This is a genomic window from Pseudomonas cucumis, from assembly GCF_030687935.1.
Classification (GTDB): Bacteria; Pseudomonadota; Gammaproteobacteria; order Pseudomonadales; family Pseudomonadaceae; genus Aquipseudomonas; species Aquipseudomonas cucumis.
The window spans coordinates 4,010,567-4,036,324 of the sequence record NZ_CP117454.1; the positions used below are offsets into that span (position 1 = coordinate 4,010,567).

29 protein-coding genes are annotated in these 25,758 nt (G+C 59.2%); 16 read left to right on the forward strand and 13 right to left on the reverse strand.

The window, feature by feature from the left end; translation table 11 throughout:
• Positions 1-121: 121 nt before the first annotated feature.
• Positions 122-1,849, reverse strand: coding sequence for a gamma-glutamyltransferase (gene ggt / locus PSH97_RS18205; RefSeq protein WP_305446128.1), 1,728 nt, complete (start codon positions 1,847-1,849; stop codon positions 122-124).
• Positions 1,850-1,998: 149 nt separating this feature from the next.
• Here ggt and PSH97_RS18210 point away from each other — a divergent pair, with 149 nt between their 5' ends.
• Positions 1,999-2,517, forward strand: a complete 519-nt coding sequence (locus tag PSH97_RS18210; protein ID WP_305446129.1) for a methylated-DNA--[protein]-cysteine S-methyltransferase — start codon at positions 1,999-2,001, stop codon at positions 2,515-2,517.
• A 44-nt stretch (positions 2,518-2,561) separates the two neighbouring features.
• On the opposite strand, the gene PSH97_RS18215 is transcribed toward PSH97_RS18210, so the two are convergent.
• Together PSH97_RS18215 and PSH97_RS18220 are read right to left on the reverse strand one after the other, a co-directional pair.
• A complete protein-coding gene (locus tag PSH97_RS18215; RefSeq protein WP_305446130.1) occupies positions 2,562-3,155 on the reverse strand; it encodes an NUDIX domain-containing protein in 594 nt (197 codons plus the stop codon).
• Between the two features lie 113 nt (positions 3,156-3,268).
• The gene (locus PSH97_RS18220) at positions 3,269-3,706 is read right to left on the reverse strand and encodes a hemerythrin domain-containing protein (RefSeq protein WP_305446131.1); all 438 of its coding nucleotides are present in this window, start codon (positions 3,704-3,706) and stop codon (positions 3,269-3,271) included.
• A gap of 148 nt (positions 3,707-3,854) precedes the next feature.
• Here PSH97_RS18220 and PSH97_RS18225 point away from each other — a divergent pair, with 148 nt between their 5' ends.
• Positions 3,855-4,277: a GNAT family N-acetyltransferase gene (locus PSH97_RS18225; RefSeq protein ID WP_305446132.1), complete on the forward strand. Its 423-nt coding sequence runs from the start codon at positions 3,855-3,857 to the stop codon at positions 4,275-4,277.
• 147 nt (positions 4,278-4,424) lie between these two features.
• On the opposite strand, the gene PSH97_RS18230 is transcribed toward PSH97_RS18225, so the two are convergent.
• On the reverse strand, positions 4,425-4,775 hold the full coding sequence (locus tag PSH97_RS18230; RefSeq protein WP_305446133.1) for a hypothetical protein: 351 nt from the start codon (positions 4,773-4,775) through the stop codon (positions 4,425-4,427).
• Positions 4,776-4,936: 161 nt separating this feature from the next.
• Between PSH97_RS18230 and PSH97_RS18235 the strand changes: the two genes are divergently transcribed.
• The 9 genes from PSH97_RS18235 (at position 4,937) to PSH97_RS18275 (ending at position 9,930) form a co-directional block, all read left to right on the forward strand.
• Complete coding sequence (locus tag PSH97_RS18235) at positions 4,937-5,191, forward strand: hypothetical protein (protein WP_008008546.1); 255 nt, start codon at positions 4,937-4,939, stop codon at positions 5,189-5,191.
• A 2-nt stretch (positions 5,192-5,193) separates the two neighbouring features.
• Positions 5,194-5,523 carry a DUF6388 family protein gene (locus PSH97_RS18240; protein ID WP_305446134.1) on the forward strand — a complete coding sequence of 110 codons (330 nt, stop codon included), beginning with the start codon at positions 5,194-5,196 and terminating at the stop codon, positions 5,521-5,523.
• A gap of 28 nt (positions 5,524-5,551) precedes the next feature.
• Positions 5,552-6,256: a YoaK family protein gene (locus tag PSH97_RS18245; protein WP_305446135.1), complete on the forward strand. Its 705-nt coding sequence runs from the start codon at positions 5,552-5,554 to the stop codon at positions 6,254-6,256.
• Between the two features lie 196 nt (positions 6,257-6,452).
• The gene (gene tusD, locus PSH97_RS18250; protein ID WP_048396957.1) at positions 6,453-6,845 is read left to right on the forward strand and encodes a sulfurtransferase complex subunit TusD; all 393 of its coding nucleotides are present in this window, start codon (positions 6,453-6,455) and stop codon (positions 6,843-6,845) included.
• A gap of 1 nt (position 6,846) precedes the next feature.
• Positions 6,847-7,209: a sulfurtransferase complex subunit TusC gene (gene tusC, locus PSH97_RS18255; RefSeq protein ID WP_305446136.1), complete on the forward strand. Its 363-nt coding sequence runs from the start codon at positions 6,847-6,849 to the stop codon at positions 7,207-7,209.
• Positions 7,209-7,502, forward strand: a complete 294-nt coding sequence (gene tusB, locus PSH97_RS18260; RefSeq protein WP_305446137.1) for a sulfurtransferase complex subunit TusB — start codon at positions 7,209-7,211, stop codon at positions 7,500-7,502. The genes tusC and tusB overlap by 1 nt, the downstream gene beginning before the upstream one ends.
• Positions 7,499-7,834, forward strand: a complete 336-nt coding sequence (locus PSH97_RS18265; protein WP_095053183.1) for a TusE/DsrC/DsvC family sulfur relay protein — start codon at positions 7,499-7,501, stop codon at positions 7,832-7,834. The genes tusB and PSH97_RS18265 overlap by 4 nt, the downstream gene beginning before the upstream one ends.
• Entirely contained in the window at positions 7,831-8,832 is a 1,002-nt protein-coding gene (locus PSH97_RS18270; RefSeq protein ID WP_305446138.1) for a glycosyl transferase family protein, read from the forward strand. Before PSH97_RS18265 ends, PSH97_RS18270 begins: the two co-directional genes overlap by 4 nt.
• Before the next feature lie 90 nt (positions 8,833-8,922).
• Complete coding sequence (locus PSH97_RS18275) at positions 8,923-9,930, forward strand: glutathione S-transferase family protein (protein ID WP_305446139.1); 1,008 nt, start codon at positions 8,923-8,925, stop codon at positions 9,928-9,930.
• 136 nt (positions 9,931-10,066) lie between these two features.
• Here the strand turns inward: PSH97_RS18275 and cysG are convergent, their stop codons facing one another.
• The 6 genes from cysG to PSH97_RS18305 all read right to left on the reverse strand — a co-directional run bounded on the left by cysG (position 10,067) and on the right by PSH97_RS18305 (position 17,665).
• Positions 10,067-11,461 (reverse strand): siroheme synthase CysG, encoded by a 1,395-nt coding sequence (gene cysG, locus PSH97_RS18280; protein ID WP_052967901.1) that lies wholly within the window; start codon positions 11,459-11,461, stop codon positions 10,067-10,069.
• Positions 11,462-12,742, reverse strand: a complete 1,281-nt coding sequence (gene serS, locus PSH97_RS18285; protein ID WP_305446140.1) for a serine--tRNA ligase — start codon at positions 12,740-12,742, stop codon at positions 11,462-11,464.
• Between the two features lie 15 nt (positions 12,743-12,757).
• Complete coding sequence (gene crcB / locus PSH97_RS18290; RefSeq protein WP_305446141.1) at positions 12,758-13,132, reverse strand: fluoride efflux transporter CrcB; 375 nt, start codon at positions 13,130-13,132, stop codon at positions 12,758-12,760.
• A complete protein-coding gene (locus PSH97_RS18295) occupies positions 13,132-14,454 on the reverse strand; it encodes a replication-associated recombination protein A (RefSeq protein WP_305446142.1) in 1,323 nt (440 codons plus the stop codon). The genes crcB and PSH97_RS18295 overlap by 1 nt, the downstream gene beginning before the upstream one ends.
• A 110-nt stretch (positions 14,455-14,564) precedes the next feature.
• Entirely contained in the window at positions 14,565-15,188 is a 624-nt protein-coding gene (gene lolA, locus PSH97_RS18300; RefSeq protein ID WP_007904916.1) for an outer membrane lipoprotein chaperone LolA, read from the reverse strand.
• 68 nt (positions 15,189-15,256) lie between these two features.
• Complete coding sequence (locus PSH97_RS18305) at positions 15,257-17,665, reverse strand: DNA translocase FtsK (RefSeq protein WP_305446143.1); 2,409 nt, start codon at positions 17,663-17,665, stop codon at positions 15,257-15,259.
• 307 nt (positions 17,666-17,972) lie between these two features.
• Here PSH97_RS18305 and trxB point away from each other — a divergent pair, with 307 nt between their 5' ends.
• The 4 genes from trxB (at position 17,973) to infA (ending at position 20,764) form a co-directional block, all read left to right on the forward strand.
• Entirely contained in the window at positions 17,973-18,932 is a 960-nt protein-coding gene (gene trxB / locus PSH97_RS18310) for a thioredoxin-disulfide reductase (protein ID WP_305446144.1), read from the forward strand.
• Positions 18,933-19,000: 68 nt separating this feature from the next.
• On the forward strand, positions 19,001-19,681 hold the full coding sequence (aat, locus tag PSH97_RS18315) for a leucyl/phenylalanyl-tRNA--protein transferase (RefSeq protein WP_305446145.1): 681 nt from the start codon (positions 19,001-19,003) through the stop codon (positions 19,679-19,681).
• A gap of 56 nt (positions 19,682-19,737) precedes the next feature.
• Positions 19,738-20,445: an arginyltransferase gene (locus PSH97_RS18320; RefSeq protein ID WP_305446146.1), complete on the forward strand. Its 708-nt coding sequence runs from the start codon at positions 19,738-19,740 to the stop codon at positions 20,443-20,445.
• 100 nt (positions 20,446-20,545) lie between these two features.
• Positions 20,546-20,764, forward strand: coding sequence for a translation initiation factor IF-1 (infA, locus tag PSH97_RS18325; protein WP_002553999.1), 219 nt, complete (start codon positions 20,546-20,548; stop codon positions 20,762-20,764).
• Between the two features lie 215 nt (positions 20,765-20,979).
• Here the strand turns inward: infA and clpA are convergent, their stop codons facing one another.
• Together clpA and clpS are read right to left on the reverse strand one after the other, a co-directional pair.
• Complete coding sequence (clpA, locus tag PSH97_RS18330; protein ID WP_052967012.1) at positions 20,980-23,250, reverse strand: ATP-dependent Clp protease ATP-binding subunit ClpA; 2,271 nt, start codon at positions 23,248-23,250, stop codon at positions 20,980-20,982.
• A 30-nt stretch (positions 23,251-23,280) separates the two neighbouring features.
• Positions 23,281-23,643 (reverse strand): ATP-dependent Clp protease adapter ClpS, encoded by a 363-nt coding sequence (gene clpS / locus PSH97_RS18335; RefSeq protein WP_015094394.1) that lies wholly within the window; start codon positions 23,641-23,643, stop codon positions 23,281-23,283.
• Positions 23,644-23,867: 224 nt separating this feature from the next.
• Here clpS and PSH97_RS18340 point away from each other — a divergent pair, with 224 nt between their 5' ends.
• Positions 23,868-24,149, forward strand: coding sequence for a cold shock domain-containing protein (locus PSH97_RS18340; RefSeq protein WP_305446147.1), 282 nt, complete (start codon positions 23,868-23,870; stop codon positions 24,147-24,149).
• A 60-nt stretch (positions 24,150-24,209) separates the two neighbouring features.
• On the opposite strand, the gene icd is transcribed toward PSH97_RS18340, so the two are convergent.
• Complete coding sequence (icd, locus tag PSH97_RS18345) at positions 24,210-25,466, reverse strand: NADP-dependent isocitrate dehydrogenase (RefSeq protein ID WP_305446148.1); 1,257 nt, start codon at positions 25,464-25,466, stop codon at positions 24,210-24,212.
• Between the last annotated feature and the right edge of the window lie 292 nt (positions 25,467-25,758).

The window sequence follows — 25,758 nt, forward strand, 5'->3', positions numbered from 1 at the left end:
TAGGTCGGTACAACGATGGAATTCAACTCCCTTTTCGAGCATGTAGCAGCTGTCGAGGCTGCATTCGAGTGTTGGAGATCAGGGCCACCCGGGGAGTTCAGGTGGCCGCTGATCGCCTGTTTCAGTAACCGAGTGACAACCCGGTATTACGCCGTGGATCGTTCGCTCCATAGAAGCGGTTCTTGCCCACTGGCTTGCCTTCCAGCGAAGGCGCACCTACCAGAATAGCTGCGATATGGTTAGGGTCCTGCGGCCCGGCAAATTTGTGCCCCCAGCTTTCGAGCATCTTCTTCGTGTCCGGGCTGGTGGCGAAGTTTTCCAGGTTGGTTTCTTCCGGCAACCACTGTTGGTGGAAACGCGGCGCATCTACTGCTTCCTGGATGTTCATGCCGTAGTCGATCACGTTGAGGATGGTCAGCAGGGTCGCGGTGATGATGCGGCTGCCACCGGGAGTGCCGACGACCATGACGACTTTGCCGTCCTTGGTGACGATGGTCGGGCTCATGGACGACAGCGGCGCTTTGCCGGGGGCGATGGCGTTGGCTTCGCCCTGCACCAGGCCGTACATGTTCGGCACGCCGATTTTCGAGGTGAAGTCGTCCATTTCATCGTTGAGGATGACCCCGGTTTTGCTCGCCATGACGCCAGCGCCGAACCAGTCGTTGAGGGTGTAGGTCACCGACACCGCGTTGCCCCATTTGTCGACGATCGAGTAATGGGTGGTGTTGCTGCCTTCATGGGGCGCTACGCCGGGTTTGATCTCGCGGGATACGCCAGCCCTCTGCGGGTCGATGACTTCGCGGATTTTGGTCGCGTAGTTTTTATCCAGCAAATGGGCGATCGGATTTTTCACGAAGTCCGGGTCGCCGAGGTAGCTGTTGCGGTCCACATACGCGTGGCGCATCGCTTCGATCTGGTAGTGCATCGCCTGAGCCGAGCGGAAGCCCAGCTCTTTCATCGGGTAGCCGTCGAGGATGTTCATGATCTCGCAGATCACCACGCCACCGGAGCTTGGTGGTGGTGCCGAGACCACGTGATAGCCGCGGTAATCGCATTCGATCGGCGCCAGTTCGCGGGTCTGGTATTTGTCGAGGTCGGCCTGGGTGATGATGCCCTTGTTGGCCTGACTGGAGGTGACGATGGCGTCGGCCACCCAGCCTTTATAGAAACCGTCAGCACCCTTCTCGGAAATTTCCCGCAGGGTTTTGCTCAAGTCTTTTTGTACGAGTTTCTGGCCCACCTGCATCGGCTCGCCATTGCTCAGGAAGATCGAGCCCGAGTCGCGCATGTCTTTCTTGAAGACGTCGGTGGCGTACTCCAGCAAGTCGACATCGCCCTGCTCCAGCACAAAACCGTCTTCGGCAAGCTTGATCGCCGGGGCGATCACTTCCTTGCGGGGTTTGGTACCGTATTTCTTCAGGGCCAGTTCCATGCCCGAAACGGTGCCCGGCACGCCAACGGCAAGGTGGCCGCGGGTGCTCAGGTCCGGGATGACGTTGCCCGCTTTATCGAGGTACATGTCGGGGGTCGCGGCCAGCGGGGCTTTTTCACGGAAGTCGAGGAAGGTCTTGCGCCCGTCCGCCAATTGAATCGTCATGAAACCACCACCGCCCAGGTTGCCCGCCGCGGGGTACACCACCGCCAGCGCATAACCCACCGCAACGGCGGCATCGACGGCGTTGCCGCCATTCTTGAGCACATCGACGCCGACGTGGCTGGCCAGATGCTGGGCGGTGACAACCATGCCGTTTTCGGCTGCGACCGGGGCGACGGAGGCCGCGTGGGCCGTCAGGCAACTCAGCGCCAATGCGGTTGCCACGAGCGATTGGGTAAAAGGTTCGAACTTCATGAGTCGGCCTCTTTTTGTTTTTAGGTTCTGTTCAAACAGGGGGAACGGTTCAAGAGCAGTAGGCAAGTATGGCTGGGATTGCGTATTGCGCCTCCCCGACGAGGCAGTATGCTGGGCCCCTGTTCAACACTTTTACGGAGTCCGCCGGCATGTCCTACACCTTCACCACCCTGGCGTCTCCGGTCGGCGAATTGAAATTGGTGGCGAAAGGCGCACGACTGGCGGCCATCCTCTGGGAAAACGACAAACCGGGCCGGGTAAGGCTGGGGCCGATGACGGAAGCAGCGGACAACCCGATCCTGGTGCGCACCGTACAGCAGCTGCAGGAATACTTCGCCGGCACGCGTAACCGTTTCGAACTGGAACTGGATTTTGCCGGGACGGAATTTCAGCAGAAGGTGTGGCAGGCGCTACTGACCATTCCGTTTGGCGAGACGCGCAGCTACAGCGAGATTGCCCGGCAGATCGGCAATCCCAGTGCGGTTCGTGCGGTGGGGGCGGCTAATGGCAAGAATCCGATTTCGATAGTCGCGCCGTGTCATCGGGTGATCGGTGCGTCGGGGAAACTGACGGGGTTTGCCGGTGGGCTTGAGGCTAAGGAACGGCTACTGACACTGGAAGGGTACGAGTGCCACGGGGCTGGCAGGATAAATGATTTGTTTATCTGACGGCCCCTACAAAAAGACAGGGAACCTAAATCGCCCCCCGCAGCTCAAACCGCTCCGAAGACATCCTTCATCGCCGCATACTGCAGCAGCATGATGGTCTTGGCATCGCAGATCTCCCCGCGATAAAACGCCGCCAGCGCCTCGTCGAACTTCCACTCCAGCACTTCCAGTTCTTCGGTTTCTTCCTCCAGCCCGCCGCCATCACTGACTTTCGAAGACGCGTCGTACTCGGCGATGAAGAAATGCAGCTTTTCAGTCACCGAACCGGGGCTCATGTAGGCTTCGAAAACCTTCTGCACATGGTGGACGCGATAGCCGGTTTCCTCTTCGGCTTCAGCGCGAATACGCTCCTCAGGCGCAGCGCCCTCCAGCAGCCCCGCCGCTACTTCAATCAGCAACCCGTCATGGCCGTTGACGAACACCGGTAACCGGAACTGGCGGGTCAGCACGACGGTTCTCTTCTCGCGGTTGAACAGCAGGATCGCAGCACCATTGCCGCGGTCATAGACCTCACGAGTCTGACGCTGCCAGTCGCCGTTGTTGCGCAAGTAATCGAAGGTGATTTTCTTCAGCAGATACCAGTCGTGGGACAGCACCTGGGACTCGATGATGTTGACCCGCTCGGCTGTGTTCGACATGACAATCCATCCTTATGTTCGTCAGAAAGCGTCCATGGTAGGCGAAAACAGAAAAGCCCGGCGACTGCCGCAATGCTGTTCATTTAAGTGAACAGCATTGCGGCGCTTTCCCCTCAGGAAAGTTGCGCCTTGTATTCTTTCTGATACTCCCCGGCGAGGGTTTCTTTCTGTTGGTCGTCGAGTAACTTGCCGGCCATCTGAAAGAACTTCTGCTCCTCCTCTTTGAGGTGGTGATGGACCTTCTCCGAGAGTTTTTTCGCCGTTGCCAACCAGGACGGACTGGACATTTCGGTGGCATCCAGCGCTTCCATCATCTCGTCCATTTCGTGGTGTTCGGAGATGGCATGGCGGCTAAGATCCACGCCGTTGTCGAACTCCATCAGCGGCATGTAGAAATGGCGTTCTTCAGCGGTTGCGTGGGCCTGAAGCTCGGATTTGAGCCGTTTGTAAGCCTCGACCCGTTCCGGGGTGTCGCCACGGGTTTGAATCAGTGCATCGGCATAGCTTCGCTGACGGTCGTGGCTTTCGCGCAAGGCTTCAAAAATGTTCACGGGCTGTCCTCACTGGGTGTGTTCAGCAATGATGCTGTTCAGGCTAGACATTCCCGGAGCCCCGGGGGTTCCTTGGGGCGGCGAGGGCTAGAACAATCGCCGCAACCGGGATAGGCTCCGTGTTCACTGCCATAAGGATGTGTAGCCTATGACCCTGCGAATCGAATTGTCGAAAAATGCCACTCAGGAGGAGCGCGAGGCGATCCTCACACCGCTGCGCGCCTACAACGCCGCAAAGGCCGGGGCCACGGTGTCGGAGCAAATTGCTTTGCTGGTACGCAATGACAGCGACGAGATTCTCGGCGGGCTTTATGGCCGAGTGTTTTACCAGTGGTTTTTCATTGAGTTGTTGTCGGTGCCTGAGCTGGCCCGGGGGCAAGGGATGGGCTCGAAGCTGATGCAGATGGCCGAAGACCTGGCGCGGGAAAAGGAATGCATCGGGATCTGGCTGGACACCTTCGACTTCCAGGCGCCGGTGTTTTACAAGAAGCACGGCTACAGCGAGTTGGGGCATATTGCCGACTACCCGCCGGGCCACAAGCGCTTCTTCTTCCAGAAGCGTTTGGGCTGATTAAAACGCAAAACCCTGTGGGAGCGAGCTTGCTCGCGATAGCGGCGGGTCAGTCGAAATCAATGTCGAATGACAAACCGCCATCGCGAGCAAGCTCGCTCCCACAGGAACTGCATCTGCCCAACAACCGGTGCACGAGGTGCCTGCTTACAAACAGGTCGCCAACGCCGCCAAACGACGCTTGGCGACAAAATCGTCGTGCTGGGCGTAGTAGCTCAAGGCCGTGCCTGAAGCATCGGTGGTCACGTCCACGAAGGACTCGGCCGAACGGGTGTAGACCGTCGAGCCACTTTTCTTGCCCGGCTGCAAATACGCGCCCGCATCGACGCCGAATACCGCTTCATCCTGCCAGGCAAACTGCACGCACTGAGCGACGACTTTTTCCGGTTTGTCCGAGGTCAGCGTTTTGTACGGGGTTTTGGTGCGGGCATCATTCATCGCCGATCCGGCGCAGCCCGCCAGCAAGGTTGCGGCCAGCGCCACCATCAGAATTCGCATTGCGTTCGCTCATCAGGAAAAAGCGGACTGTATCACCGTGGCGCGGCGTATCGTTCTGCTTTACTTCATTTATACCGCGACACCGCGCAACGATTCGCGCACCCTGTCGCGCCATTAACGCCGCATCGCCCATTTTCCGGGCACATTTTTCTGGAAAGGTCATGACACCCAACGCCGAATACTACAAACCGACCGCTGAATACGCCGACAAACTGATCAGCCAGATCGGTCAGACGCCTTCCTGGATCGCCAAGCGAATTGGCGTCACCGACAAGCGGATTCGCTACATTCTTGATGGCGAAAGAACCGTCAAAGGCGAAACCACGCCCATCCAGATGACCTACCCCGAGCAGTTTGCCCTCGAGTGTCTGGCCGCGGCCGCCAAGGCAAGCAAAAAGCAGTCTTCTAAGGAGTGACCATGGCGGCAACCGAACAGCAACACGAGCAGGCGCTGAAAAAGTTTCTCGATGAGCGTCCTGAACTGCGCGTCGAACTGGATAACCTGAATCCACTGTTGGCCCAGGCCAAGGGCGTGACGGCCGCGCAGTACCGCGACGAGCGCTTGCATGAAGCGTTCGAAGCCGAGGCTGAGCGCCTGGGTTTGTTTGCCTGGGAGCTGACGTTGCAACTGACCGCCGCCACGCCTGAGGATTACCAGGCCCAGCGCCTGGAGGTGCATAAGGAAGTCGCGGAGATGGCCGGCATGGACTGGCTGGAATATTGCGAGTTATATGGGTTAACCAAATAATCATCGCTGCTCAAGGAAGTCCTCTTCAATGCTCCCTTCTCCTTCAGGCGCCCGGGCCACGCCGGGCCATCTGCATACTCACAAATGGCGCGGACGCATCGGCCTGTCGATGGTCGCCAGTTTGTCGGTCCTCGCCGGTATGACCGATGCCATCGGCTTCATGGCCAGCGGCGACTTCGTGTCCTTCATGAGCGGCAACACCACCCGCCTGGCCGTGGCGATCAGCGATGGTGATCTTGGGTTGACCCTGCGCCTGGTAATCCTCGTGGCCACATTCGTCGCTGGCAACGCCCTGGGCATTGTCGTCAGCCGTTTCGGAGGTCGTCGGGCGTTGCCGTTGCTGCTGTGCATCGCCACCCTGCTCTGTGGCGCAGCGGCCTGGCCCTACGAAACGCAATTGCCGGCGCTGCTGGCGACGATCATCGCCATGGGCATGCTCAATGCCGCCGTGGAAGAGGTGAATGGACTGCCGGTCGGCCTGACCTACGTCACCGGCGCGCTGTCGCGGTTCGGCCGTGGGCTGGGGCGCTGGATGCTTGGCGAGCGGCGCAATGGCTGGCGGGTGCAGTTGGTTCCGTGGACCGGGATGTTTGCCGGCGCGGTGATTGGGGCTTTACTGGAGCATCATCTGGGGCTCAAGGCGCTGTTTGTCAGCGGGCTGCTGGCCGGGGCGCTGGGGTTGCTGTCGTTGAAGATACCGCGGCGTTGGCAGTTGGGTTATATGCCGCGCTGAATTTTGTATCGACTGTTTGGGCCTCATCGCGGGCAAGCCCGCTCCCACAAAGATTTGTGTGATGCCGAAGATTGCAGCTTCACTACATAACCTGTGGGAGCGGGCTTGCCCGCGATGGCGGTCTACGAGTAAACGCCCTTCGCCGCCCCGCCCATAAAGCTTTATCATGGCCGCAGTTTTGCTGATCGAGCCCGTCATGAAATTCGCCATCGCGCTGTTTTCCGCCGCCCATGCGCCCTCCTCGCGCCGCGCCTTACTGTTCGCCCAGGCCGCGCTGGCCGGCGGGCATGAGATTGTCCGGCTGTTTTTCTATCAGGATGGCGTCTACAACGCGTCCGGCAGCGTGGTCACGCCTCAGGATGAGCAAGACTTGCCCAAGCAATGGCGCAACTTTGTCACTGAGCATCAACTCGATGGCGTGGTCTGCATCGCCGCCGCCCTGCGCCGTGGGGTGTTGAACGAGGAAGAAGCCCAGCGCTATCAGCGTGAAGCAGTAGCGGTGGGTGCGCCGTGGGAATTGTCCGGCCTCGGCCAATTGCATGACGCGGTGCAGGACGCTGACCGCTTGATCTGTTTCGGAGGTGCGTGAGATGGCTAAATCCTTGCTGATTATCAGCCGTCAGGCGCCGTGGTCCGGTCCGAATGCGCGGGAAGCGCTGGACATCGTGCTGGCCGGCGGTGCCTTCGATCTGCCGATCGGCCTGCTGTTTCTCGATGACGGCGTGTTCCAGCTCGCCGCAAAACAGGACGCCAAAGCCCTGCAACAGAAAGACCTGAGCGCCAACCTGCAAGCGCTGCCGATGTTTGGTGTCGAAGAGCTGTTCGTGTGCGGTGAAAGCGCCGCGGCCCGTGGTCTGGACCCAAAAGGCCTGTCGCTTGAAGAAGCCCGGGTGTTGGCCGCCCAGGAAATCACCGCCCTTATTGACCGTTACGACCAGGTGATCACCCTCTGATGTCGACTTTGCATGTGTTGTCTCATTCCCCTTTCGGCGACGACCGCCTGAGCAGTTGCCTGCGCGTGATCGGCGCCGACGATGCGTTGCTGCTAAGTGGCGATGCGGCCTATGCCTTGCAACCAGGCACCGCGCCATTTAGCACACTGCATGCTCGCGGCCTGAAACTGTTCGTATTGGCCGAAGATGCACAGGCCCGGGCTCTGGAAGTCCCGGACTGGGCCAAGGCCATCGATTACCCGGCCTTCGTCGAACTGTCGATTCACTACGACAAGGTCAACAGTTGGCTATGAAATCCCTGACGGTCGGCGCCCGCGCCATTGAACTGGACAAGGACGGTTTCCTGGTCGAACTGAGTGACTGGTCTGCCGAGGTGGCCGCTGCCCTCGCCGCTGCCGAAGACATCGAGTTGAGCCCGGAACACTGGGAGATCCTCGAACTGCTGCGCCGTTTCTACGACGAATTCCAGCTGTCCCCGGCGACCCGCCCGCTGATCAAGTACACCGCGTTGAAACTGGGCCCCGACAAGGGCAACAGCCTGCACCTGAACCGACTGTTCAAAGGCACCCCTGCCAAACTCGCCGCGAAACTGGCGGGCCTGCCCAAACCGACGAATTGCTTATGACCGACTATCCAGCATTGACCCTCGAAACGCCCGCCGAGCACCCGTTCGCCCAGTTCGTGCGGATTCTTGGCAAAGGTAAACGCGGTGCCCGCAACCTGACCCGCGAAGAAGCCCGCGAGGCCATGGGCCTGTTGCTCGACGACAAGGTCGAGGACACCCAGCTGGGCGCGTTCCTGATGCTGTTGCGGCACAAGGAAGAAAGCGCCGAGGAAATGGCCGGCTTCACCGAAGCCTTGCGTGAACGCCTGAATCCTCCGGCGCTGGCGGTCGATCTGGACTGGCCGACGTATGCCGGCAAGAAGCGTCACCTGCCGTGGTACCTGCTGGCGGCCAAGTGCCTGGCGCAGAACGGCGTGCGCATTTTCATGCATGGTGGTGGCGCGCACACGGCCGGTCGGCTGTACAGCGAACAACTGCTCGAGACACTGAACATTCCACTGTGCCGCAACTGGCAGCAGGTCGGTACAGCGCTCGATCAGGGCGGTCTGGCGTTCATGCCATTGGTGGACTGGGCCCCGCAACTTCAGCGGATGATCGACCTGCGCAACACTTTGGGCCTGCGCTCGCCGATCCATTCCCTGGCACGAATTCTCAATCCGCTCGGCGCCCGTTGCGGCCTGCAAAGCATTTTCCACCCTGGCTATCAGGCGGTGCACCGCGATGCCAGCGGTTTGCTGGGCGACACCGCCATCGTCATCAAGGGCGATGGCGGTGAAATCGAGATCAACCCGGACGCCGACAGTCATTTGTATGGCACCACCGGCGGCGAAAGCTGGGATGAAGAATGGCCGCAGTTGTCCAGCCAACGCCACGTCAAACCGGCGAGCCTGGATCCCGAGCACTTGAAAGCGGTGTGGCGTGGCGACGTGGTCGACAGCTACCCGCAAATGGCATTGATCTCGACCATGGCCCTGGCGTTGCGCGGCCTCGGCCAGACCCGCGAGCAAGCGTTCGAAACCGCCCAGCAGTATTGGGATGCAAGGAACCGATCGATTTAACCGATCATAACTGCCTAACCTTTGCGCTTTTTGTTCGAACCTATGCGCATAGACTCCTCTCCAACGCTTATCGGTTGAGGAGTCAGGAAAATGGGTTTGTTAGTCGAAGGCCGCTGGCAGGATCAGTGGTACGAAAGCAGCAAGGATGGCGCGTTTCAGCGCGAACAGGCGCAGCGTCGTAACTGGCTGACGGCCGATGGCAAGCCAGGCCCGACCGGCGTCGGTGGTTTTGCCGCCGAGGCTGGTCGCTATCATCTCTATGTGTCCCTCGCCTGCCCGTGGGCTCATCGCACTCTGATCCTGCGCAAACTGAAAGGTCTCGAAAGCCTGATCGATGTGTCGGTGGTCAGTTGGTTGATGCTGGAAAACGGCTGGACCTTTGACAAGCACCTCGGCTCGACCGGCGACAAGCTTGATCACTTCAATTTCATGCACCAGCGCTACACCGCCGACACCGCCAACTACACCGGCCGCGTCACTGTGCCGGTGCTCTGGGACAAGCAGACGAATCGCATCGTCAACAATGAGTCGGCGGAGATCATCCGCATGTTCAACAGCGCTTTTGATGAGTTGACCGGCAATGACCTTGATTTCTACCCGGCGCCATTGCGAACCGAGATCGATGCGCTGAACGAGCGGATTTATCCAGCAGTGAATAACGGCGTCTATCGCGCCGGGTTTGCTACGTCGCAGCAGGCTTATGAAGAAGCGTTCGATGAGTTGTTTGGCGAGCTGGATCGGCTGGAGCAATTGCTGGGCGCGAATCGGTACCTGACGGGTGAATACCTGACGGAAGCGGATATTCGGCTGTTCACGACAATGATTCGTTTCGATGCGGTGTACTTCGGACACTTCAAGTGCAACCTGCGACGGATTGCCGATTATCCGAATCTGTCGAACTGGCTACGGGAGATTTATCAGTGGCCGGGGATTGCCGAGACGGTGAGTTTTGAGCACATCAAGAATCACTACTACGGCAGCCACAAGACCATCAATCCGACCGGGATCGTGCCTAAAGGGCCAGCGCAGGATTTCACTGCGGCTCATGATCGGGCGCGGTTGAGTGGGAAAGGGGTTTGGCGCAAGGCCGAGTTCTGATCTGAAGCAAGGGTGGTTTTGAGGGCCTCATCGCGGGCAAGCCCGCTCCCACAGGGATTTGTGTGATGCCAAAGATTGCAGCTTCACCAAATAACCTGTGGGAGCGGGCTTGCCCGCGATGGAGGCGACTCGGTACTCAGACCTGCGCCTGAGCCCCTTCAAACCATGCCAATTTCTCGCGCAACTGCACCACTTCCCCGACGATCACCAGCGTCGGCGCATGCACTTCATGCTCCGCCACCAGCCGGGGAAGGTCAGCCAGGGTGCCGGTAAACACTCGCTGATTGACCGTGGTGCCCTGCTGGATCAACGCCGCCGGGGTATCGGCCGCGCGACCGTGTTTGATCAACTGCTCACAGATGATCGGCAAACCCACCAACCCCATGTAAAACACCAGGGTTTGCGCCGGTGCGACCAGGTCGGCCCATGGCAAATCGGTGGAACCGTCCTTGAGGTGCCCGGTGACAAACCGCACCGACTGCGCGTAATCGCGGTGAGTCAGCGGAATCCCGGCATACGCTGCGCAACCGCTGGCTGCAGTAATGCCCGGAACAACCTGGAACGGGATGCCATGGGCTGCCAGTTCTTCGATCTCTTCACCGCCACGTCCGAAGATAAACGGATCGCCGCCCTTCAAGCGCACCACGCGCTTGCCGGCTTTGGCCAGATCCACCAGATGCTGGTTGATCTGTTCCTGAGGCACGGCGTGATCGGCGCGGCGCTTGCCAACGTAGACCCGCTCGGCATCGCGACGGCACAAATCCAGAATTGCCGGCGCCACCAGACGGTCATACAGCACCACGTCGGCTTGCTGCATCAGACGCAAGGCGCGGAAGGTCAACAGATCCGGATCACCCGGCCCGGCGCCCACCAGATAAACCTCGCCGGTAGCGACAGGCGCTTCGCCATTGATTTTCGCCAACATCAAGCGCTCGGCCTCGGCGCCCTGCCCGGCCAGTTGCCGGTCGGCAATCGGGCCCTGGAATACATCCTCCCAGAACGCCCGGCGCTGCTGCACGTCCGGAAACAGGCCTTTGACCTGAGTGCGGAAACGCGCCGCCAGACCGGCCAATTGACCGTAGGTGGAAGGAATCCAGGTTTCCAGCTTGGCGCGAATCAACCGCGCCAGCACCGGCGCATCGCCGCCGCTGGACACCGCGATGATCAGCGGAGAACGGTCGACGATCGCCGGGAAGATCACGCTGCACAGGGCCGGCGCATCCACCACGTTGACTGGCACGCAACGCCGATGAGCATCGGCGGAGACTTGCGCGTTCAGCGGTTCGTCGTCGGTGGCGGCGATGATCAGCCCGCAACCGTCCAGGTCCGTTTCGGCGTAGCCACGCAACAGGCACTCACCACCGCTGCCGACCACTAGCTCGCGCAGTTGCGGTTCGATTTCCGGTGCGACCACCCGCAGCAGCGCACCGGCTTCGGCCAGCAGGCGGGATTTGCGCAAGGCAATTTCCCCTCCGCCGACGACCAATACACGACTGCCGCGAAGGTTATGAAACAGCGGCAGATAGTCCATTTAGCCGATGACCTCAAGGCCACCCATGTACGGCTTGAGCACCTCAGGTACACGGATCGAACCGTCGGCCTGCTGGTAGTTCTCGAGCACCGCCACCAGGGTACGACCGACCGCCAGGCCGGAACCGTTCAGGGTGTGAACCAGCTCAGGCTTGCCGGTTTCCGGGTTGCGGAAACGCGCTTGCATGCGGCGGGCCTGGAAGTCGCCGCAGTTGGAGCACGACGAAATTTCGCGGTATTTGTCCTGGCTCGGAATCCACACTTCCAGGTCGTAGGTCTTGACCGCGCTGAAACCCATGTCGCCGGTGCATAGCGCCAGGGTGCGGTATGGCAGTTCCAGCAGTTGCAGGACTTTTTCAGCGTTAGCGGTCAGGCCTTCCAGCGCTTCCATCGAAGTCGACGGCTCAACGATCTGGACCATCTCGACTTTGTCGAACTGGTGCTGACGGATCATGCCGCGAGTGTCGCGACCCGACGCGCCGGCCTCACTGCGGAAGCATGGCGTGTGTGCCACGAACTTGATCGGCAGCAGTTTCGAATCGACGATCTCGCCAGCGACGATGTTGGTTAGCGACACTTCAGCGGTCGGGATCAGGTACAGATCGGCTTCGCCTTCGCGGCTGATCTTGAACAGGTCTTCTTCGAACTTCGGCAGCTGACCGGTGCCCTGCAACGCAGGCGCCTGCACCAGGTACGGGGTGTAAGCCTCCTCGTAACCGTGTTCGTTGATGTGCAGGTTGATCATGAATTGTGCCAGTGCACGGTGCAGACGAGCGATCGGGCCGCGCAGCAGGGCGAAACGGGCGCCGGACAGCTTGGCGGCGGTTTCGAAGTCCAGCCAGCCGAACTTCTCGCCCAGGGCCACGTGGTCCTGAACCGGGAAATCGAAGGCTTTAGGCGTGCCCCAGCGGCGCACTTCAACGTTGCCTTCTTCGTCATCGCCGATCGGCACCGATTCGTGCGGCAGGTTCGGGATGCCCAGCAGGATCGAATCCAGCTCGGTCTGAATCGCGTCCAGCTCGACTTTACCGGCGCTCAACTCACCCGCCATGCGCTCGACGTCGGCCATCAACGGCGCGATGTCTTCGCCGCGTTGCTTGGCCTGACCGATGGACTTGGAGCGCGCGTTACGTTCAGCCTGCAATGCTTCGGTGCGGGTCTGGACGGTCTTGCGCTGTTCTTCCAGCGCTTCGATGCGCGCAACATCCAGGGCAAAGCCACGGGATGCCAGGCGGTCCGCTACGTCCTGAAGGTTGCTACGTAACAGTTTGGAATCGAGCATGTCGGTTTCTCGTTATCAAAGTTTGGTCAAGGACAGGCCAGCCCAGGTGGAGAGCAGCCCGCCGAATACGCTGATGGCCGCATAGCCCAGGGCCAGCGGCACTTGCCCGGTTTCCAGCAGGCGCACCGTATCCAGTGAAAAGGATGAAAAAGTCGTCAGCCCCCCGAGGAAGCCGATCATCAACCCGGCGCGCACCTCTATCGGTACTTCCGGGCGCATCAAAAACAGACCGTACAAAACGCCGATCAGCAAACAGCCCACGATATTAACGGCCAGCGTCGCGGTATAGAAGTGCCGCGGCCAATTCGCGTTGATCCAGTTACCGGTGGCGAAGCGCAATAGCGTACCGGCGACACCGCCGACAGAAACGGCAACAATCAATGGAATCACTATTTTCTCCGCTGCCGTGGGCTTAGACGATCAAGTTGCGCGAGGTGATTAAGCTTTTCGCCGATCTTCAGCTCCAGGCCGCGGGGCACTGGTTGATAAAACCGTTGCGGTTCGAGCTCGTTCGGGAAGTAGTCTTCGCCGGCGGCGTAGGCATCCGGCTCATCGTGGGCGTAACGGTATTCGTCGCCATAGCCCAATTGCTTCATCAATTTGGTCGGCGCGTTGCGCAGGTGCAGCGGCACTTCGAGCGAACCGTGTTCGGTGGCGCTGCGCATCGCGGCTTTGAAGCCCATGTACACCGCATTGCTTTTCGGCGCGCAGGCCAGATAGGTAATGGCCTGGGCCACCGCCAACTCACCTTCGGGACTGCCAAGGCGTTCCTGCACTTCCCACGCCGCCAGGCACAGGCTCAGGGCGCGGGGGTCGGCATTACCGATGTCTTCGCTGGCCATGCGCACCACGCGCCGGGCCAGGTACAACGGATCGCAACCGCCATCGATCATCCGCGCGAACCAATACAGCGCGCCATCGGGATTGGAGCCGCGCACCGACTTATGCAGCGCGGAGATCTGGTCGTAGAAGGCTTCGCCGCCCTTGTCGAAACGTCGACGGGTATCGCCGAGCAGACTTTGCAGCAGGTCAACGCCGATCTCACTGTTGTCTTCGGCCAGATCCGAGGCGTTTTCCAGCAGATTGAGCAGACGCCGGCCATCGCCATCGGCGGCGGACAACAGCATCTGGAAGCCTTCATCGCTGAGGGTCAGTTGCCGCTTGCCCAACCCACGCTCTTCGGTCAGCGCGCGATGCACCAGCTTGCGCAGGGCCGCTTCGTCGAGGCTTTTGAGCACATAGACGCGCGCCCGGGACAGGAGCGCGTTATTGAGTTCGAACGAGGGGTTTTCGGTGGTCGCACCGATGAAAATCAGCGTGCCGTCTTCAACGTACGGCAGGAACGCATCCTGCTGGGACTTATTGAAGCGGTGCACTTCGTCGACGAACAGGATGGTGCGTTTACCGTATTGCCCGGCCTGCTGCTTGGCGACTTCCACCGCCTGGCGGATTTCCTTCACGCCGGCCAGCACCGCCGAAACCGTTTCGAAGTGCGCATCGGAGACTTCCGCGAGCAGGCGCGCCAAGGTGGTTTTACCCACCCCCGGCGGTCCCCAGAAAATCATCGAATGCAGGGCACCCTGCTCCAGCGCTTCGCGCAAAGGCTTGCCGCGAGCGAGCAGGTGTTCCTGACCGACGTACTCATCCAGATTGGCCGCGCGCAGGCGTGCGGCCAAGGGTTGAGCGATCGGGGCGCTGCGAAACAGGTCCATCACTACTTATGAAACCTCACTGGGTCCTGATGCCGATCAGTCAAGGATTGAACAGCGCAGTTCCTGTGGGAGCGGGCTTGCCCGCTCCCACAGGTTCTATGTTCTGCTCTTTATTCCTGAATCACGTCGGCACCCTTGGGGATGTCGAACTTGAATTTGGACGCAGGAATTGGCTCGTTGGCCTTCACGCCGGTAAACAGGATATTGGTGCGCTGGCCGACGCTGTCAATCAGTTGCATGTCATTGACCAGACCGTTGCGGAACGACAGACGCAGACTGTCGAACAGGGTGTCTTTGGTTTTCGGCTTCAGGGTGAAGTCGATCACGCCACCGGCTTCCTTGGCGCTGATGTCGAAGCTCTGGCTGATCTTGGACACGTCACCGGACAACAGCAGCGCAGGAGTCTGGGTCAGACGCTGGTCGAGGGTTTTGATGGTGACCTGCTCCAGGTCCGGATCCCACAGGGAAACCTTCTTGCCGTCGGACACCATCAGTTGCTCTTGCGGCGCATCGGTGTGCCAGTAGAACAGGCCCGGGCGCTGCAAGGACATTTGCCCGGCGGTTTCCTGCAACTGGGTGCCACTGCCATCGAGGGTCAGCTGGGAGAAACGCGCGGTCAGGGTCTGGGATTTTTCCAGCAGTTGAGTCAGACGCGCCACGTCCTTGTCATCGGCGTGGGCCGAGAGCGTGGTCAAAGCCAGTACCGGCAGCAACAGCATGCGGATAAGACGCATGGGAGTCCTCATAAACATTCGTGGGAGTGCGGGCGACGTCTCAAGACACCGCCCCTTTCAAAACCGGATCAGTCGCGCACCGGGCCTGGGGCCAGGACTTCACGCGAACCGTTGGTGTTCATGGACGTCACGACCCCGGCCATTTCCATGGCTTCGATCATGCGCGCCGCGCGGTTGTAGCCGATTTTCAGCTTGCGCTGAACTGCGGAGATGGATGCGCGGCGGCTTTCCAGTACGAACTGCACCGCTTCGTCGTAGAGCGCATCGGTTTCGGCATCATCGTCGCCACCGCCACCGCCGCCGTTTTCAAAGCCGCTACCGGCCTCTTCGACACCAGCGAGGATGTCATCGTTGTATTCCGGTGCGCCGCGCAGTTTCCAGGCTTCAACCACCCGGTGAACCTCATCGTCGGACACGAACGCGCCGTGAACACGAATCGGCAGACTGGTGCCCGGCGGCATGTACAACATATCACCGTGGCCCAGCAGTTGTTCGGCGCCGCCCTGGTCGATGATGGTCCGCGAATCGATCTTGCTCGATACCTGGAACGCCATACGGGTCGGAATGTTCGCCTTGATCAGACCGGTGATCACGTCCACCGACGGCCGCTGGGTCGCGAGGATCAAGTGGATACCGGCCGCACGGGCCTTCTGGGCGATACGGGCGATCAGTTCTTCAACCTTCTTGCCGACGATCATCATCATGTCGGCGAATTCGTCGACGACCACGACGATGGTCGGCAGTTTTTGCAGCAGTGGTGCCTCGTCGTGGATGCTTTCACGCTTATACAGCGGATCGCTCAACGGCTCGCCGGCGTCCTGGGCTTCCTTGACCTTGGCGTTGAAGCCCGACAGGTTACGCACGCCCATCTTCGCCATCAGTTTGTAGCGCCGCTCCATCTCGGCGACGCTCCAGCGCAAGGCGTTGGCGGCGTCCTTCATGTCGGTGACCACCGGGCACAGCAGGTGCGGAATGCCCTCGTAGATCGACAGCTCAAGCATTTTCGGGTCGATCATGATCAGTTTGGCGTCTTCCGGGCCAGACTTGAACAGAATCGACAGGATCATCGCGTTCACCCCCACCGACTTACCGGAACCGGTCGTACCGGCCACCAGCAAGTGAGGCATTTTCGCCAGGTCGGTGATGACCGGCTTGCCGCCGATATCATGACCCAGGGCCAGGGTGACCGGGGACTTGAAGTTATCGTACTCGGGGGTCGACAAGACCTCGGAGAACCGCACGATCTGCCGGTCTTCGTTGGGGATTTCGATACCGACCGTGGTCTTGCCCGGAATCACTTCCACGACACGCACACTGGTCACGGCCAGGGAACGGGCCAGGTCTTTCGCCAGGTTGGAGATGCGGCTGACTTTGACGCCGGCTGCCGGCTGGATTTCGTAACGGGTAATGACCGGGCCCGGATGAATCGAATCCACCGAGACTTCGACGCCGAATTCCTTGAGTTTGATTTCCAGCAAGTGGCCGACGGCCGCCAGGGATTCAGGCGAATAATTGAGTTGTTTCTTTTCCGCGGGGTCGAGAATCGAGATCGGCGGCAAGGTGCCTTCCACGGCGCTGTCGACGAACAACGGCGCCTGCTTCTCTTTTTCCACGCGCTTGCTGGGCGCTGCGGGTTTGGGCGGAGCCGGGGCAATCACCGGCGGCACCTGCTTCTCGCGCTCGGACATGTGCTTGCTCAGGGCCTGCTCGCGCTCGATCAGGCGCTCCTTGACCTTGGCCTGCTCGCGTTTGTCGGTGACAGTCGGCGCGACCACGTCATGCACGCGATCGTCGACCTCACGCAGTTGGGCGACCAGTTGCTTGCGTTCCATACGGGCCGCCCACCAGCGATTGGCCGCCCCCTGAAACAGTTCGAACAGATCAAGGGTGATCTTGCCGGTGACGTCCATCACCTTGAACCACGACAGGTCGGTGAACACCGTCAGGCCGAACAGGAACAGCGCGATGAACAACAGCGTGCTGCCCTGGATGTTCAGCGCGTTCCTGGCCAGATCGCCGAGGCTTTCGCCCAAAGCGCCACCCGCCCCCGCCGGCAGACCGGTCGCCGCGTGGAAATGGATGTGGGCCAGCGCTGCACCCGACAGCACCAGAAATACCAGGCCGATCAGGCGCCAGGAGAACAGCCAGCCGCTCCACTGCCACGGTTCGTGGCGCTGGCGGAAGATCTGATACGCCTTGATCGCCAGCAACAGCGGGAAAATGTAGGCGAAGTAACCCAGGACCATGAACAGGATGTCGGCGCTGTAAGAACCGGCAGGTCCGCCGAAGTTCTGCACATCGTCGATCTTGCTGTTATGGCTCCAGCCCGGATCGTCTTTGCCGTAGGTCAACAAAGCCATCATCAGGAACAGGCACAAGGCGCCGATGGCGATCAATGCACCTTCCTTGAGCCGGTAGTGCAATTGCTGGCGCCAGAGCGGGACGACTGTTTTAGGTGCTGCGGTGGATTTCTTCAAAACGCTTCTTTTCCTGCGCCCATGGCGCGTCCATCTGTTGAATGACTATAAAAACTGCCCAATCCAGGCAGGTAAAAAAGTTAACAGGCGCAACTGGGACTACTTTTAACACTGCGCCCCGGTTTTTCGAAATACGGCACGCACCGCTTTTTTGATACAAACACTGTTACAAGCAGGCATTGTACGGGTTTGTTCGCCCGATGCCATGCTTGAGACCCTTGGGTGCAAGCATAGCCAACAGCACAGTACGCGCAGTCCAATTTGAGCATGCATTCTCTTTTGTGACAAAGGCTTATGAGGTGTTTTTATGAGTGAAGCGAAGCATTCCCGCCTGATTATTCTGGGTTCCGGCCCTGCCGGTTACAGCGCAGCCGTTTATGCCGCTCGCGCCAACCTCAAACCCGTTGTCATCACCGGCATACAGGCAGGTGGCCAGCTGACCACCACCGTCGAAGTCGACAACTGGCCCGGCGACGTCGAAGGCCTGACCGGCCCGGTACTGATGGAACGCATGCAAAAACACGCCGAACGCTTCGACACAGAGATCGTTTACGACCACATCCATACGGCCAAGTTGCAACAGCGCCCGTTCGAGCTCATCGGCGACAGCGGCACCTACACCTGCGATGCGCTGATTATCGCCACCGGCGCTTCGGCGCAATACCTGGGGCTGCCATCGGAAGAAGCCTTTGCCGGCAAAGGGGTTTCGGCTTGTGCCACCTGCGATGGCTTCTTCTACCGCAACCAGGTGGTCGCAGTGGTCGGCGGAGGTAACACCGCCGTCGAAGAAGCGCTGTACCTGTCGAACATCGCCAAGGAAGTTCATCTGATTCACCGTCGCGACAAACTGCGCTCGGAGAAGATCCTCCAGGACAAGCTCTTCGAAAAAGCCGCCAACGGCAATATCCGCCTGCACTGGAACCAGAATCTGGACGAAGTACTGGGCGATGCCAGCGGCGTGACCGGCGCCCGCCTGCGGCACAGCCATACGGGCGAAACCAATGATTTGTCGCTGGCTGGCGTATTCATAGCCATCGGCCACAAGCCCAACACCGACCTGTTCCAGGGCCAGCTGAAAATGCGTGACGGCTATCTGCTGGTCAAGGGCGGCAGCGAAGGTGACGCCACCGCCACCGACATCGAAGGCGTATTCGCCGCCGGTGATGTGGCCGATCATATTTACCGCCAGGCGGTGACCTCTGCCGGGGCCGGCTGCATGGCCGCGCTGGATGCCGAGAAGTATCTCGATGACATCCCCACCGTTTGACGGTTAACCTCCTTCAAGGCGGGCTCAACGGCCCGCCACCGCCCTCCCCTTCTGCAAGCCCGGATGCCATGCTGACTTGGTTACAACGCAATACCCTGACCTTCCCGCCACTGGAAAAAGCCATGCGCGACCCCAACGGGCTGCTGGCCGCGGGCGGCGATTTGTCCGCCGATCGTCTGATTCAAGCGTATCGTCACGGTTGCTTTCCGTGGTTCTCGGAGGGCCAGCCGATTCTCTGGTGGTCGCCGGATCCGCGCACGGTACTGTTTCCCGACGAACTGCATGTCTCCCGCAGCTTGAACAAACTGCTGCGCCAACAACGCTATCAAGTGACCTTCGATCGGGATTTTGCCGCGGTCATCAGCGCCTGCGCCGCACCGCGCGAGTACGCTGACGGCACCTGGATCACCCAAGCGATGCAGGATGCTTATGTCGAGCTGCACAGGCGTGGTTACGCCCATTCGGTGGAGGTCTGGGACGATGGCGTACTGGTCGGCGGGCTCTACGGCCTGGCTATGGGGCAATTGTTTTTCGGCGAGTCGATGTTCAGTCGCGCCGACAACGCCTCCAAATATGGCTTCGCCACCCTGGTGCGACACCTGAAAGACTCAGGTTTTGTGCTGATCGACTGCCAGATGCCTACCGATCATCTGCACAGTCTGGGTGCCCGAGCCATTCCCCGCCGCGAATTTGCCGGCTACCTTGCGCGGCACCTGGACCAACCGGACCGTGCCACCTGGGTTTGCTGAGCGACTTTCCCCCACGTGGCTTACACTTAATCAAAAGCTTATCCCGAGGGTTGATCATGACCGAGTTGGCGCGTTTGAAGTTTTATGCCACTCAGCCCCACTCTTGCAGTTATCTGCCCGAGGAGCAGGCCACGACGCTGTTCCTCGACCCTAGTCAGCCCATGGATGTGCATGTCTACGCAGACCTGTCGGAAATGGGTTTTCGTCGCAGTGGCGATCATCTCTACCGGCCCCATTGCCAGCATTGCAATGCATGCGTACCGGCGCGCATTCCTGTGGCGCAATTTACCCCCAACCGTCAGCAGAAACGCATTGTCAAACGTAATGCCGACTTACAGGTGCGTCCGGCCAGGCCAAAGTTCAGCGAAGAGTATTTCGACCTCTATCAGCGCTACATCGAACAACGTCACGCCGACGGCGATATGTACCCGCCGAGCCGCGACCAGTTTTCGACCTTCCTGGTGCGTGACCTGCCGTTCTCCCGCTTCTACGAATTTCGTCTCGAAGGCCGACTGCTGGCAGTGGCCGTCACTGACTTGCTGCCCAACGGTTTGTCAGCGGTCTATACCTTCTACGAGCCCGCCGAAGAGCGTCGTAGCCTGGGGCGTTATGCGATCCTGTGGCAAATCGGCGAAGCCCGACGCCTGGGGCTGGAAGCCGTCTATCTCGGCTACTGGATCAAAAACTGCAAAAAAATGAGCTACAAGACCCAATATCGCCCTATCGAACTGCTGATTAATCAACGTTGGGTCATCCTGAGCTAGAACCCCTTGGCTTAAACCCCATTTTTCGGGCACAATGCACGCCGCTTTTGCCTGGCGCAGTTGCACCGGGCCATTCATTGGACACCGAGGGCTTTACTGCATGTCGAAAGAAGACAGCTTCGAAATGGAAGGCACTGTCGTCGACACCCTGCCCAACACCATGTTTCGTGTGGAGTTGGAAAATGGGCACGTCGTAACCGCGCATATTTCCGGCAAGATGCGCAAGAACTACATCCGTATTCTTACCGGCGACAAAGTGCGCGTCGAGCTGACGCCCTATGACTTGAGCAAAGGGCGCATCACCTACCGCGCTCGCTAATCAAGTCAATACAAAACGCCCGGCTATGCCGGGCGTTTTTGTTTGCGGATCGTTCCCACGCTCTGCGTGGGAATACCTCAACGGACGCTCTGCGTTCGGCTTTTGAAGGGACGCGGAGCGTCCCGGGCTACATCCCCACGCGGAGCCTGGGAACGATCATGGCAGAAAGCAAAAAGGCGCCAATCGGCGCCTTTTTGCTTTGTTGCGGTTTAACGTCAGGCCATTTCAGCCGTGGTCTCGAACTCGAAGGTCAGTTCGCCGTCCTTGATGTCGATGTGTACCACACCGCCATGTTCGGCCAGTTCGCCAAAGAGAATCTCCTCAGCCAGCGGACGCTTGATCTTGTCCTGGATCAAACGCGCCATTGGACGAGCGCCCATTGCCGAGTCGTAACCACCGGCCGCCAGCCAACTGCGAGCAGCATCGGTGACTTCCAGCAGCACACGCTTGTCTTCCAACTGCGCCTGAAGTTCGGTAAGGAACTTGTCCACCACGCTTTTGATGACCTCATGGCTGAGGCGACCAAACTGGATAATAGTGTCCAGACGGTTGCGGAACTCCGGCGTGAAGCTCTTCTTGATCACTTCCATCGCATCGGACGAGTGGTCCTGATAGGTGAAACCGATCGAAGCACGGGCTGCAGTTTCGGCACCGGCGTTGGTCGTCATGATGACGATCACGTTACGGAAGTCCGCCTTGCGCCCGTTGTTATCGGTCAGCGTACCGTGGTCCATGACCTGCAACAGCAGGTTGAAGACTTCCGGATGCGCCTTCTCGATTTCATCGAGCAACAGCACGCAGTGAGGCTGCTTGGTAATGGCTTCGGTCAGCAGACCGCCCTGATCGAACCCGACATAGCCTGGAGGCGCACCGATCAGACGCGATACGGTGTGGCGCTCCATGTACTCGGACATATCGAAGCGAACCAGCTCGACCCCCAACGCCTTGGCCAGTTGCCGCGCGGCTTCGGTTTTACCAACACCGGTCGGCCCTGCGAACAGGAACGAACCGACGGGCTTGTCAGGCGACTTGAGGCCGGCACGGGACAGTTTGATCGCGGTCGACAGCGAGTCGATCGCCGCATCCTGGCCAAATACCGTGAGTTTCAGGTCACGCTCAAGGTTACGCAGCAGCTCTTTGTCGGAACTGGTGACGTGTTTTGGCGGAATTCGCGCGATTTTCGCGACGATGTCCTCGACCTGAGCCACTTCGATGCGTTTCACGCGCTTCTCGATCGGCTGCAGACGCTGATAGGCGCCCGCCTCGTCGATGACGTCGATGGCCTTGTCCGGCATGTGCCGGTCATTGATGTAACGCGAGGCCAGTTCAGCAGCGGCGCGCAGGGCTTCATCGCTGTATTCGATGTTGTGGTGCGCTTCGAAACGCCCTTTCAGACCGCGCAGGATGCCAATGGTGTCTTCCACCGAAGGTTCCGACACATCGACCTTCTGGAAGCGCCGAGCCAGAGCACGGTCCTTCTCGAAGATCCCGCGGAATTCCTGGAACGTGGTCGAACCGATGCAGCGAATGTCGCCCGAAGACAGCAATGGCTTGAGCAGGTTCGAAGCATCCATGACGCCACCGGACGCAGCGCCCGCACCAATAATGGTGTGGATCTCGTCGATGAACAGGATCGCCTGCGGACGTTTTTTCAGCTCATTGAGCAGCGCCTTGAAGCGCTTCTCGAAATCGCCGCGGTATTTGGTCCCGGCCAGCAAAGCCCCCAGATCGAGGGAATACACCACGCTGTTGGCCAGCAGGTCCGGCACCTGGTTGTCGACAATGCGTTTGGCCAGGCCTTCGGCAATCGCGGTTTTACCCACGCCCGCCTCGCCCACCAGCAGCGGATTGTTTTTGCGACGACGCGCGAGGATCTGCGCGACACGCTCGACCTCCAGCTCACGGCCTACCAACGGATCGATACGACCCTGACGCGCGAGTTCGTTGAGGTTGCTGGCATAAGCATCCAGAGGATTGCCTGAGGAAGAAGACTCACCGCCCTCGTCGTCCTGCATATCTTGTTCACCTTCAGAGTGATCGCCATGCCCCGGCACTTTGGAAATGCCATGGGCGATGTAGTTGACGACATCGATGCGCGCAACGCTCTGCTGTTTCAGCAGAAACACTGCCTGACTCTCTTGCTCACTGAAGATTGCGACCAGCACGTTAGCGCCAGTCACTTCGCGTTTGCCCGAGCTCTGTACGTGAAAGACAGCACGCTGCAATACACGCTGGAAGCCCAGGGTTGGCTGGGTTTCACGATCCTCGTCATGAAGAGGGATCAATGGCGTGGTGGAGTCGATGAACTCCTGCAGATCATGCTTGAGTTTGTCGAGGTTTGCGCCGCAGGCACGCAAAACGGTGGCGGCAGCCTCATTATCCAATAGGGCCAACAGCAGGTGTTCGACGGTCATGAATTCATGACGCTTCGAACGAGCCTCCTTGAAGGCAAGATTGAGGGTGACTTCGAGCTCGCGGTTTAACATAGCTTCACCTCATACCCAAGTGGTCGGCGATTAACCGTCCTTCTCGATTTCACAGAGTAGCGGATGCTGGCTTTCCCTGGCGTACTGGTTGACCTGCATGGCCTTGGTCTCGGCGATGTCGCGGGTAAACACTCCACATACTGCCCGTCCTTCTGTGTGGACGGCCAGCATGACCTTGGTCGCCAGCTCGCGATTCAGGTTAAAAAACACCTCGAGCACTTCGACGACGAAATCCATCGGTGTGTAGTCATCGTTGAACAAAACCACCTTGTACATCGGTGGCGCCTGTAAAGCAGGCTTAGCCTCCTGAACAGCAATGCCTGCGGAATCGTCGTCGTGTAAATCAGGGCGATCCTGATTGAATGTTAGTCGAATCTGGCTGATTGCATGCATGGAAAGAAAGGTTCGTCAGTTGTGCAAATACAGTGGTGGGGGCGGTTATGAACGTTTTCAACTCCGACTGCCCGGTCACCTTGACTATCGGAAAATCGGTGTTACAACCAATAGAGCCCACAGTGGGTAAAAAAGGTCCGCGGAGTCAATCTATTTGCAAGATTAGACTGCGGATTAACTGGATGATACTCCAGTGATGGAGTCTGTTGCAGAGGGATATGGGTATGGCTGTCGGTAAGGTGAAATGGTTCAACAATGCCAAGGGGTTCGGTTTCATTAACACCGACGCCAGAGAAGGTCGTGACGAGGATGGCAAGGATATCGATTTCTTTGCCCACTATTCGGCTATTGAAATGGACGGATACAAAACCCTCAAGGCTGGGCAAATCGTCAGCTTCGAGATCATTCAGGGCCCCAAAGGGCTGCATGCAGTAAAGATCGCGTCTGCCACCTCCCCGAACGAACAGAGCGCCCCTGCCACCCGGCAAGAAACAGTGTCGAGCTGACGCGACCTAATCATCCAGTCATAAAAAAACCGCCCGAAGGCGGTTTTTTCGTCAGCTGGCTTACATGTGCGAGATCAGCGCGTCACCAAACCCTGAAGACGAAACCAGTTTGGCGCCCTCCATCAGACGTTCGAAGTCATAGGTCACGGTTTTCGCGGAAATCGCGCCGTTGGTACCTTTGATGATCAGGTCGGCCGCTTCGGTCCAGCCCATGTGACGCAGCATCATTTCGGCGGACAGGATCAACGAACCCGGGTTGACCTGGTCCTTGCCGGCGTATTTCGGCGCAGTACCGTGGGTCGCTTCGAACATGGCCACGGTGTCGGACAGGTTGGCGCCCGGCGCGATACCGATACCGCCCACTTCCGCCGCCAGGGCGTCGGAGAGGTAGTCGCCGTTGAGGTTCAGGGTTGCGATCACATCGTACTCGGCCGGGCGCAGCAGGATCTGCTGGAGCATGGCGTCGGCGATGGCGTCCTTGACGATAACGTTCTTGCCGGTTTTCGGGTTCTTGAACTGCATCCACGGGCCGCCGTCGAGCAGGGTCGCGCCGAATTCTTCAGCAGCCACTTCGTAGGCCCATTCCTTGAAGGCACCTTCGGTGAACTTCATGATGTTGCCTTTGTGCACGATGGTCAGCGAGTCGCGGTCATTGTCGACCACATACTGCAGGGCCTTGCGCGCCAGACGCTTGGTGCCTTCCAGGGAGACCGGCTTGATGCCGATACCGCAGTTTTCGTCGAAACGGATCTTGGTGACGCCCATTTCTTCTTTAAGGAACTTGATGACCTTGGTCGCTTCCGGCGAACCGGCCTTCCATTCGATACCGGCATAAATGTCTTCCGAGTTTTCGCGGAAGATCGTCATATCGACATCACCTGGCTTCTTGACCGGGCTAGGTACGCCTTCGAACCAGCGCACCGGACGCAGGCACACATACAAATCGAGTTGCTGACGCAGGGCCACGTTCAGCGAACGGATGCCGCCGCCGACCGGCGTGGTCAGAGGGCCTTTGATGGAAACCACGTAATCCTTGACTGCGTCCAGGGTTTCCTGAGGTAGCCAGGTGTCCTGATCGTAAACCTGAGTCGCTTTCTCCCCGGCGTAGACTTCCATCCAGGAAATTTTGCGTTCGCCGCCGTAAGCCTTCTTAACAGCAGCATCGACAACCTTGATCATGACCGGGCTGATATCAACGCCAATACCATCGCCTTCTATGAAGGGGATGATCGGGTTGTTAGGAACATTGAGAGAATGGTCCGCGTTGACGGTGATTTTGTCGCCGACGGCTGGAACCTGAATCTTCTTGTATCCCATGCTGAACTCCATTGTTTGGATTGAACATCTGGCTGCGTTCGAGCGTACCCCAGTTAAATCGGCGCGCAAACCCTATGTTCCGCCCATCTGCCGCAAAGCTGCACAGTTCGCGACGTACAAGCCTGAAAGCAAAGGGAAAAGCGCCAAACTCAAGCACGGCGAACGACTCTACGCCCCACACCGGCCTGCGACCTTTAGACCAATGGACGAAAATCGTTGCCTATGAACCATCGGCAGATTGCCAGCTACCTATGTATAATGCCGCCGCTGACCACAGAGTCACTACGGCCGA

Bases quoted from the DNA above. Each gene is read 5' to 3' on its own strand.
- tusD (WP_048396957.1), top strand. From the start codon at position 6,453: ATGAAATTCGCCATCGCGCTGTTTTCCGCCGCCCATGCGCCCTCCTCG.
- serS (WP_305446140.1), bottom strand. From the start codon at position 12,742: ATGCTCGATTCCAAACTGTTACGTAGCAACCTTCAGGACGTAGCGGAC.
- PSH97_RS18245 (WP_305446135.1), top strand. From the start codon at position 5,552: ATGCTCCCTTCTCCTTCAGGCGCCCGGGCCACGCCGGGCCATCTGCAT.
- aat (WP_305446145.1), top strand. From the start codon at position 19,001: ATGCTGACTTGGTTACAACGCAATACCCTGACCTTCCCGCCACTGGAA.
- cysG (WP_052967901.1), bottom strand. From the start codon at position 11,461: ATGGACTATCTGCCGCTGTTTCATAACCTTCGCGGCAGTCGTGTATTG.
- PSH97_RS18295 (WP_305446142.1), bottom strand. From the start codon at position 14,454: ATGGACCTGTTTCGCAGCGCCCCGATCGCTCAACCCTTGGCCGCACGC.
- PSH97_RS18225 (WP_305446132.1), top strand. From the start codon at position 3,855: ATGACCCTGCGAATCGAATTGTCGAAAAATGCCACTCAGGAGGAGCGC.
- PSH97_RS18265 (WP_095053183.1), top strand. From the start codon at position 7,499: ATGAAATCCCTGACGGTCGGCGCCCGCGCCATTGAACTGGACAAGGAC.
- trxB (WP_305446144.1), top strand. From the start codon at position 17,973: ATGAGTGAAGCGAAGCATTCCCGCCTGATTATTCTGGGTTCCGGCCCT.
- infA (WP_002553999.1), top strand. From the start codon at position 20,546: ATGTCGAAAGAAGACAGCTTCGAAATGGAAGGCACTGTCGTCGACACC.
- PSH97_RS18340 (WP_305446147.1), top strand. From the start codon at position 23,868: ATGGCTGTCGGTAAGGTGAAATGGTTCAACAATGCCAAGGGGTTCGGT.
- PSH97_RS18215 (WP_305446130.1), bottom strand. From the start codon at position 3,155: ATGTCGAACACAGCCGAGCGGGTCAACATCATCGAGTCCCAGGTGCTG.
- ggt (WP_305446128.1), bottom strand. From the start codon at position 1,849: ATGAAGTTCGAACCTTTTACCCAATCGCTCGTGGCAACCGCATTGGCG.
- lolA (WP_007904916.1), bottom strand. From the start codon at position 15,188: ATGCGTCTTATCCGCATGCTGTTGCTGCCGGTACTGGCTTTGACCACG.
- PSH97_RS18210 (WP_305446129.1), top strand. From the start codon at position 1,999: ATGTCCTACACCTTCACCACCCTGGCGTCTCCGGTCGGCGAATTGAAA.
- PSH97_RS18320 (WP_305446146.1), top strand. From the start codon at position 19,738: ATGACCGAGTTGGCGCGTTTGAAGTTTTATGCCACTCAGCCCCACTCT.
- tusC (WP_305446136.1), top strand. From the start codon at position 6,847: ATGGCTAAATCCTTGCTGATTATCAGCCGTCAGGCGCCGTGGTCCGGT.
- tusB (WP_305446137.1), top strand. From the start codon at position 7,209: ATGTCGACTTTGCATGTGTTGTCTCATTCCCCTTTCGGCGACGACCGC.
- PSH97_RS18240 (WP_305446134.1), top strand. From the start codon at position 5,194: ATGGCGGCAACCGAACAGCAACACGAGCAGGCGCTGAAAAAGTTTCTC.
- icd (WP_305446148.1), bottom strand. From the start codon at position 25,466: ATGGGATACAAGAAGATTCAGGTTCCAGCCGTCGGCGACAAAATCACC.
- clpA (WP_052967012.1), bottom strand. From the start codon at position 23,250: ATGTTAAACCGCGAGCTCGAAGTCACCCTCAATCTTGCCTTCAAGGAG.
- clpS (WP_015094394.1), bottom strand. From the start codon at position 23,643: ATGCATGCAATCAGCCAGATTCGACTAACATTCAATCAGGATCGCCCT.
- PSH97_RS18235 (WP_008008546.1), top strand. From the start codon at position 4,937: ATGACACCCAACGCCGAATACTACAAACCGACCGCTGAATACGCCGAC.
- PSH97_RS18230 (WP_305446133.1), bottom strand. From the start codon at position 4,775: ATGCGAATTCTGATGGTGGCGCTGGCCGCAACCTTGCTGGCGGGCTGC.
- PSH97_RS18275 (WP_305446139.1), top strand. From the start codon at position 8,923: ATGGGTTTGTTAGTCGAAGGCCGCTGGCAGGATCAGTGGTACGAAAGC.
- PSH97_RS18270 (WP_305446138.1), top strand. From the start codon at position 7,831: ATGACCGACTATCCAGCATTGACCCTCGAAACGCCCGCCGAGCACCCG.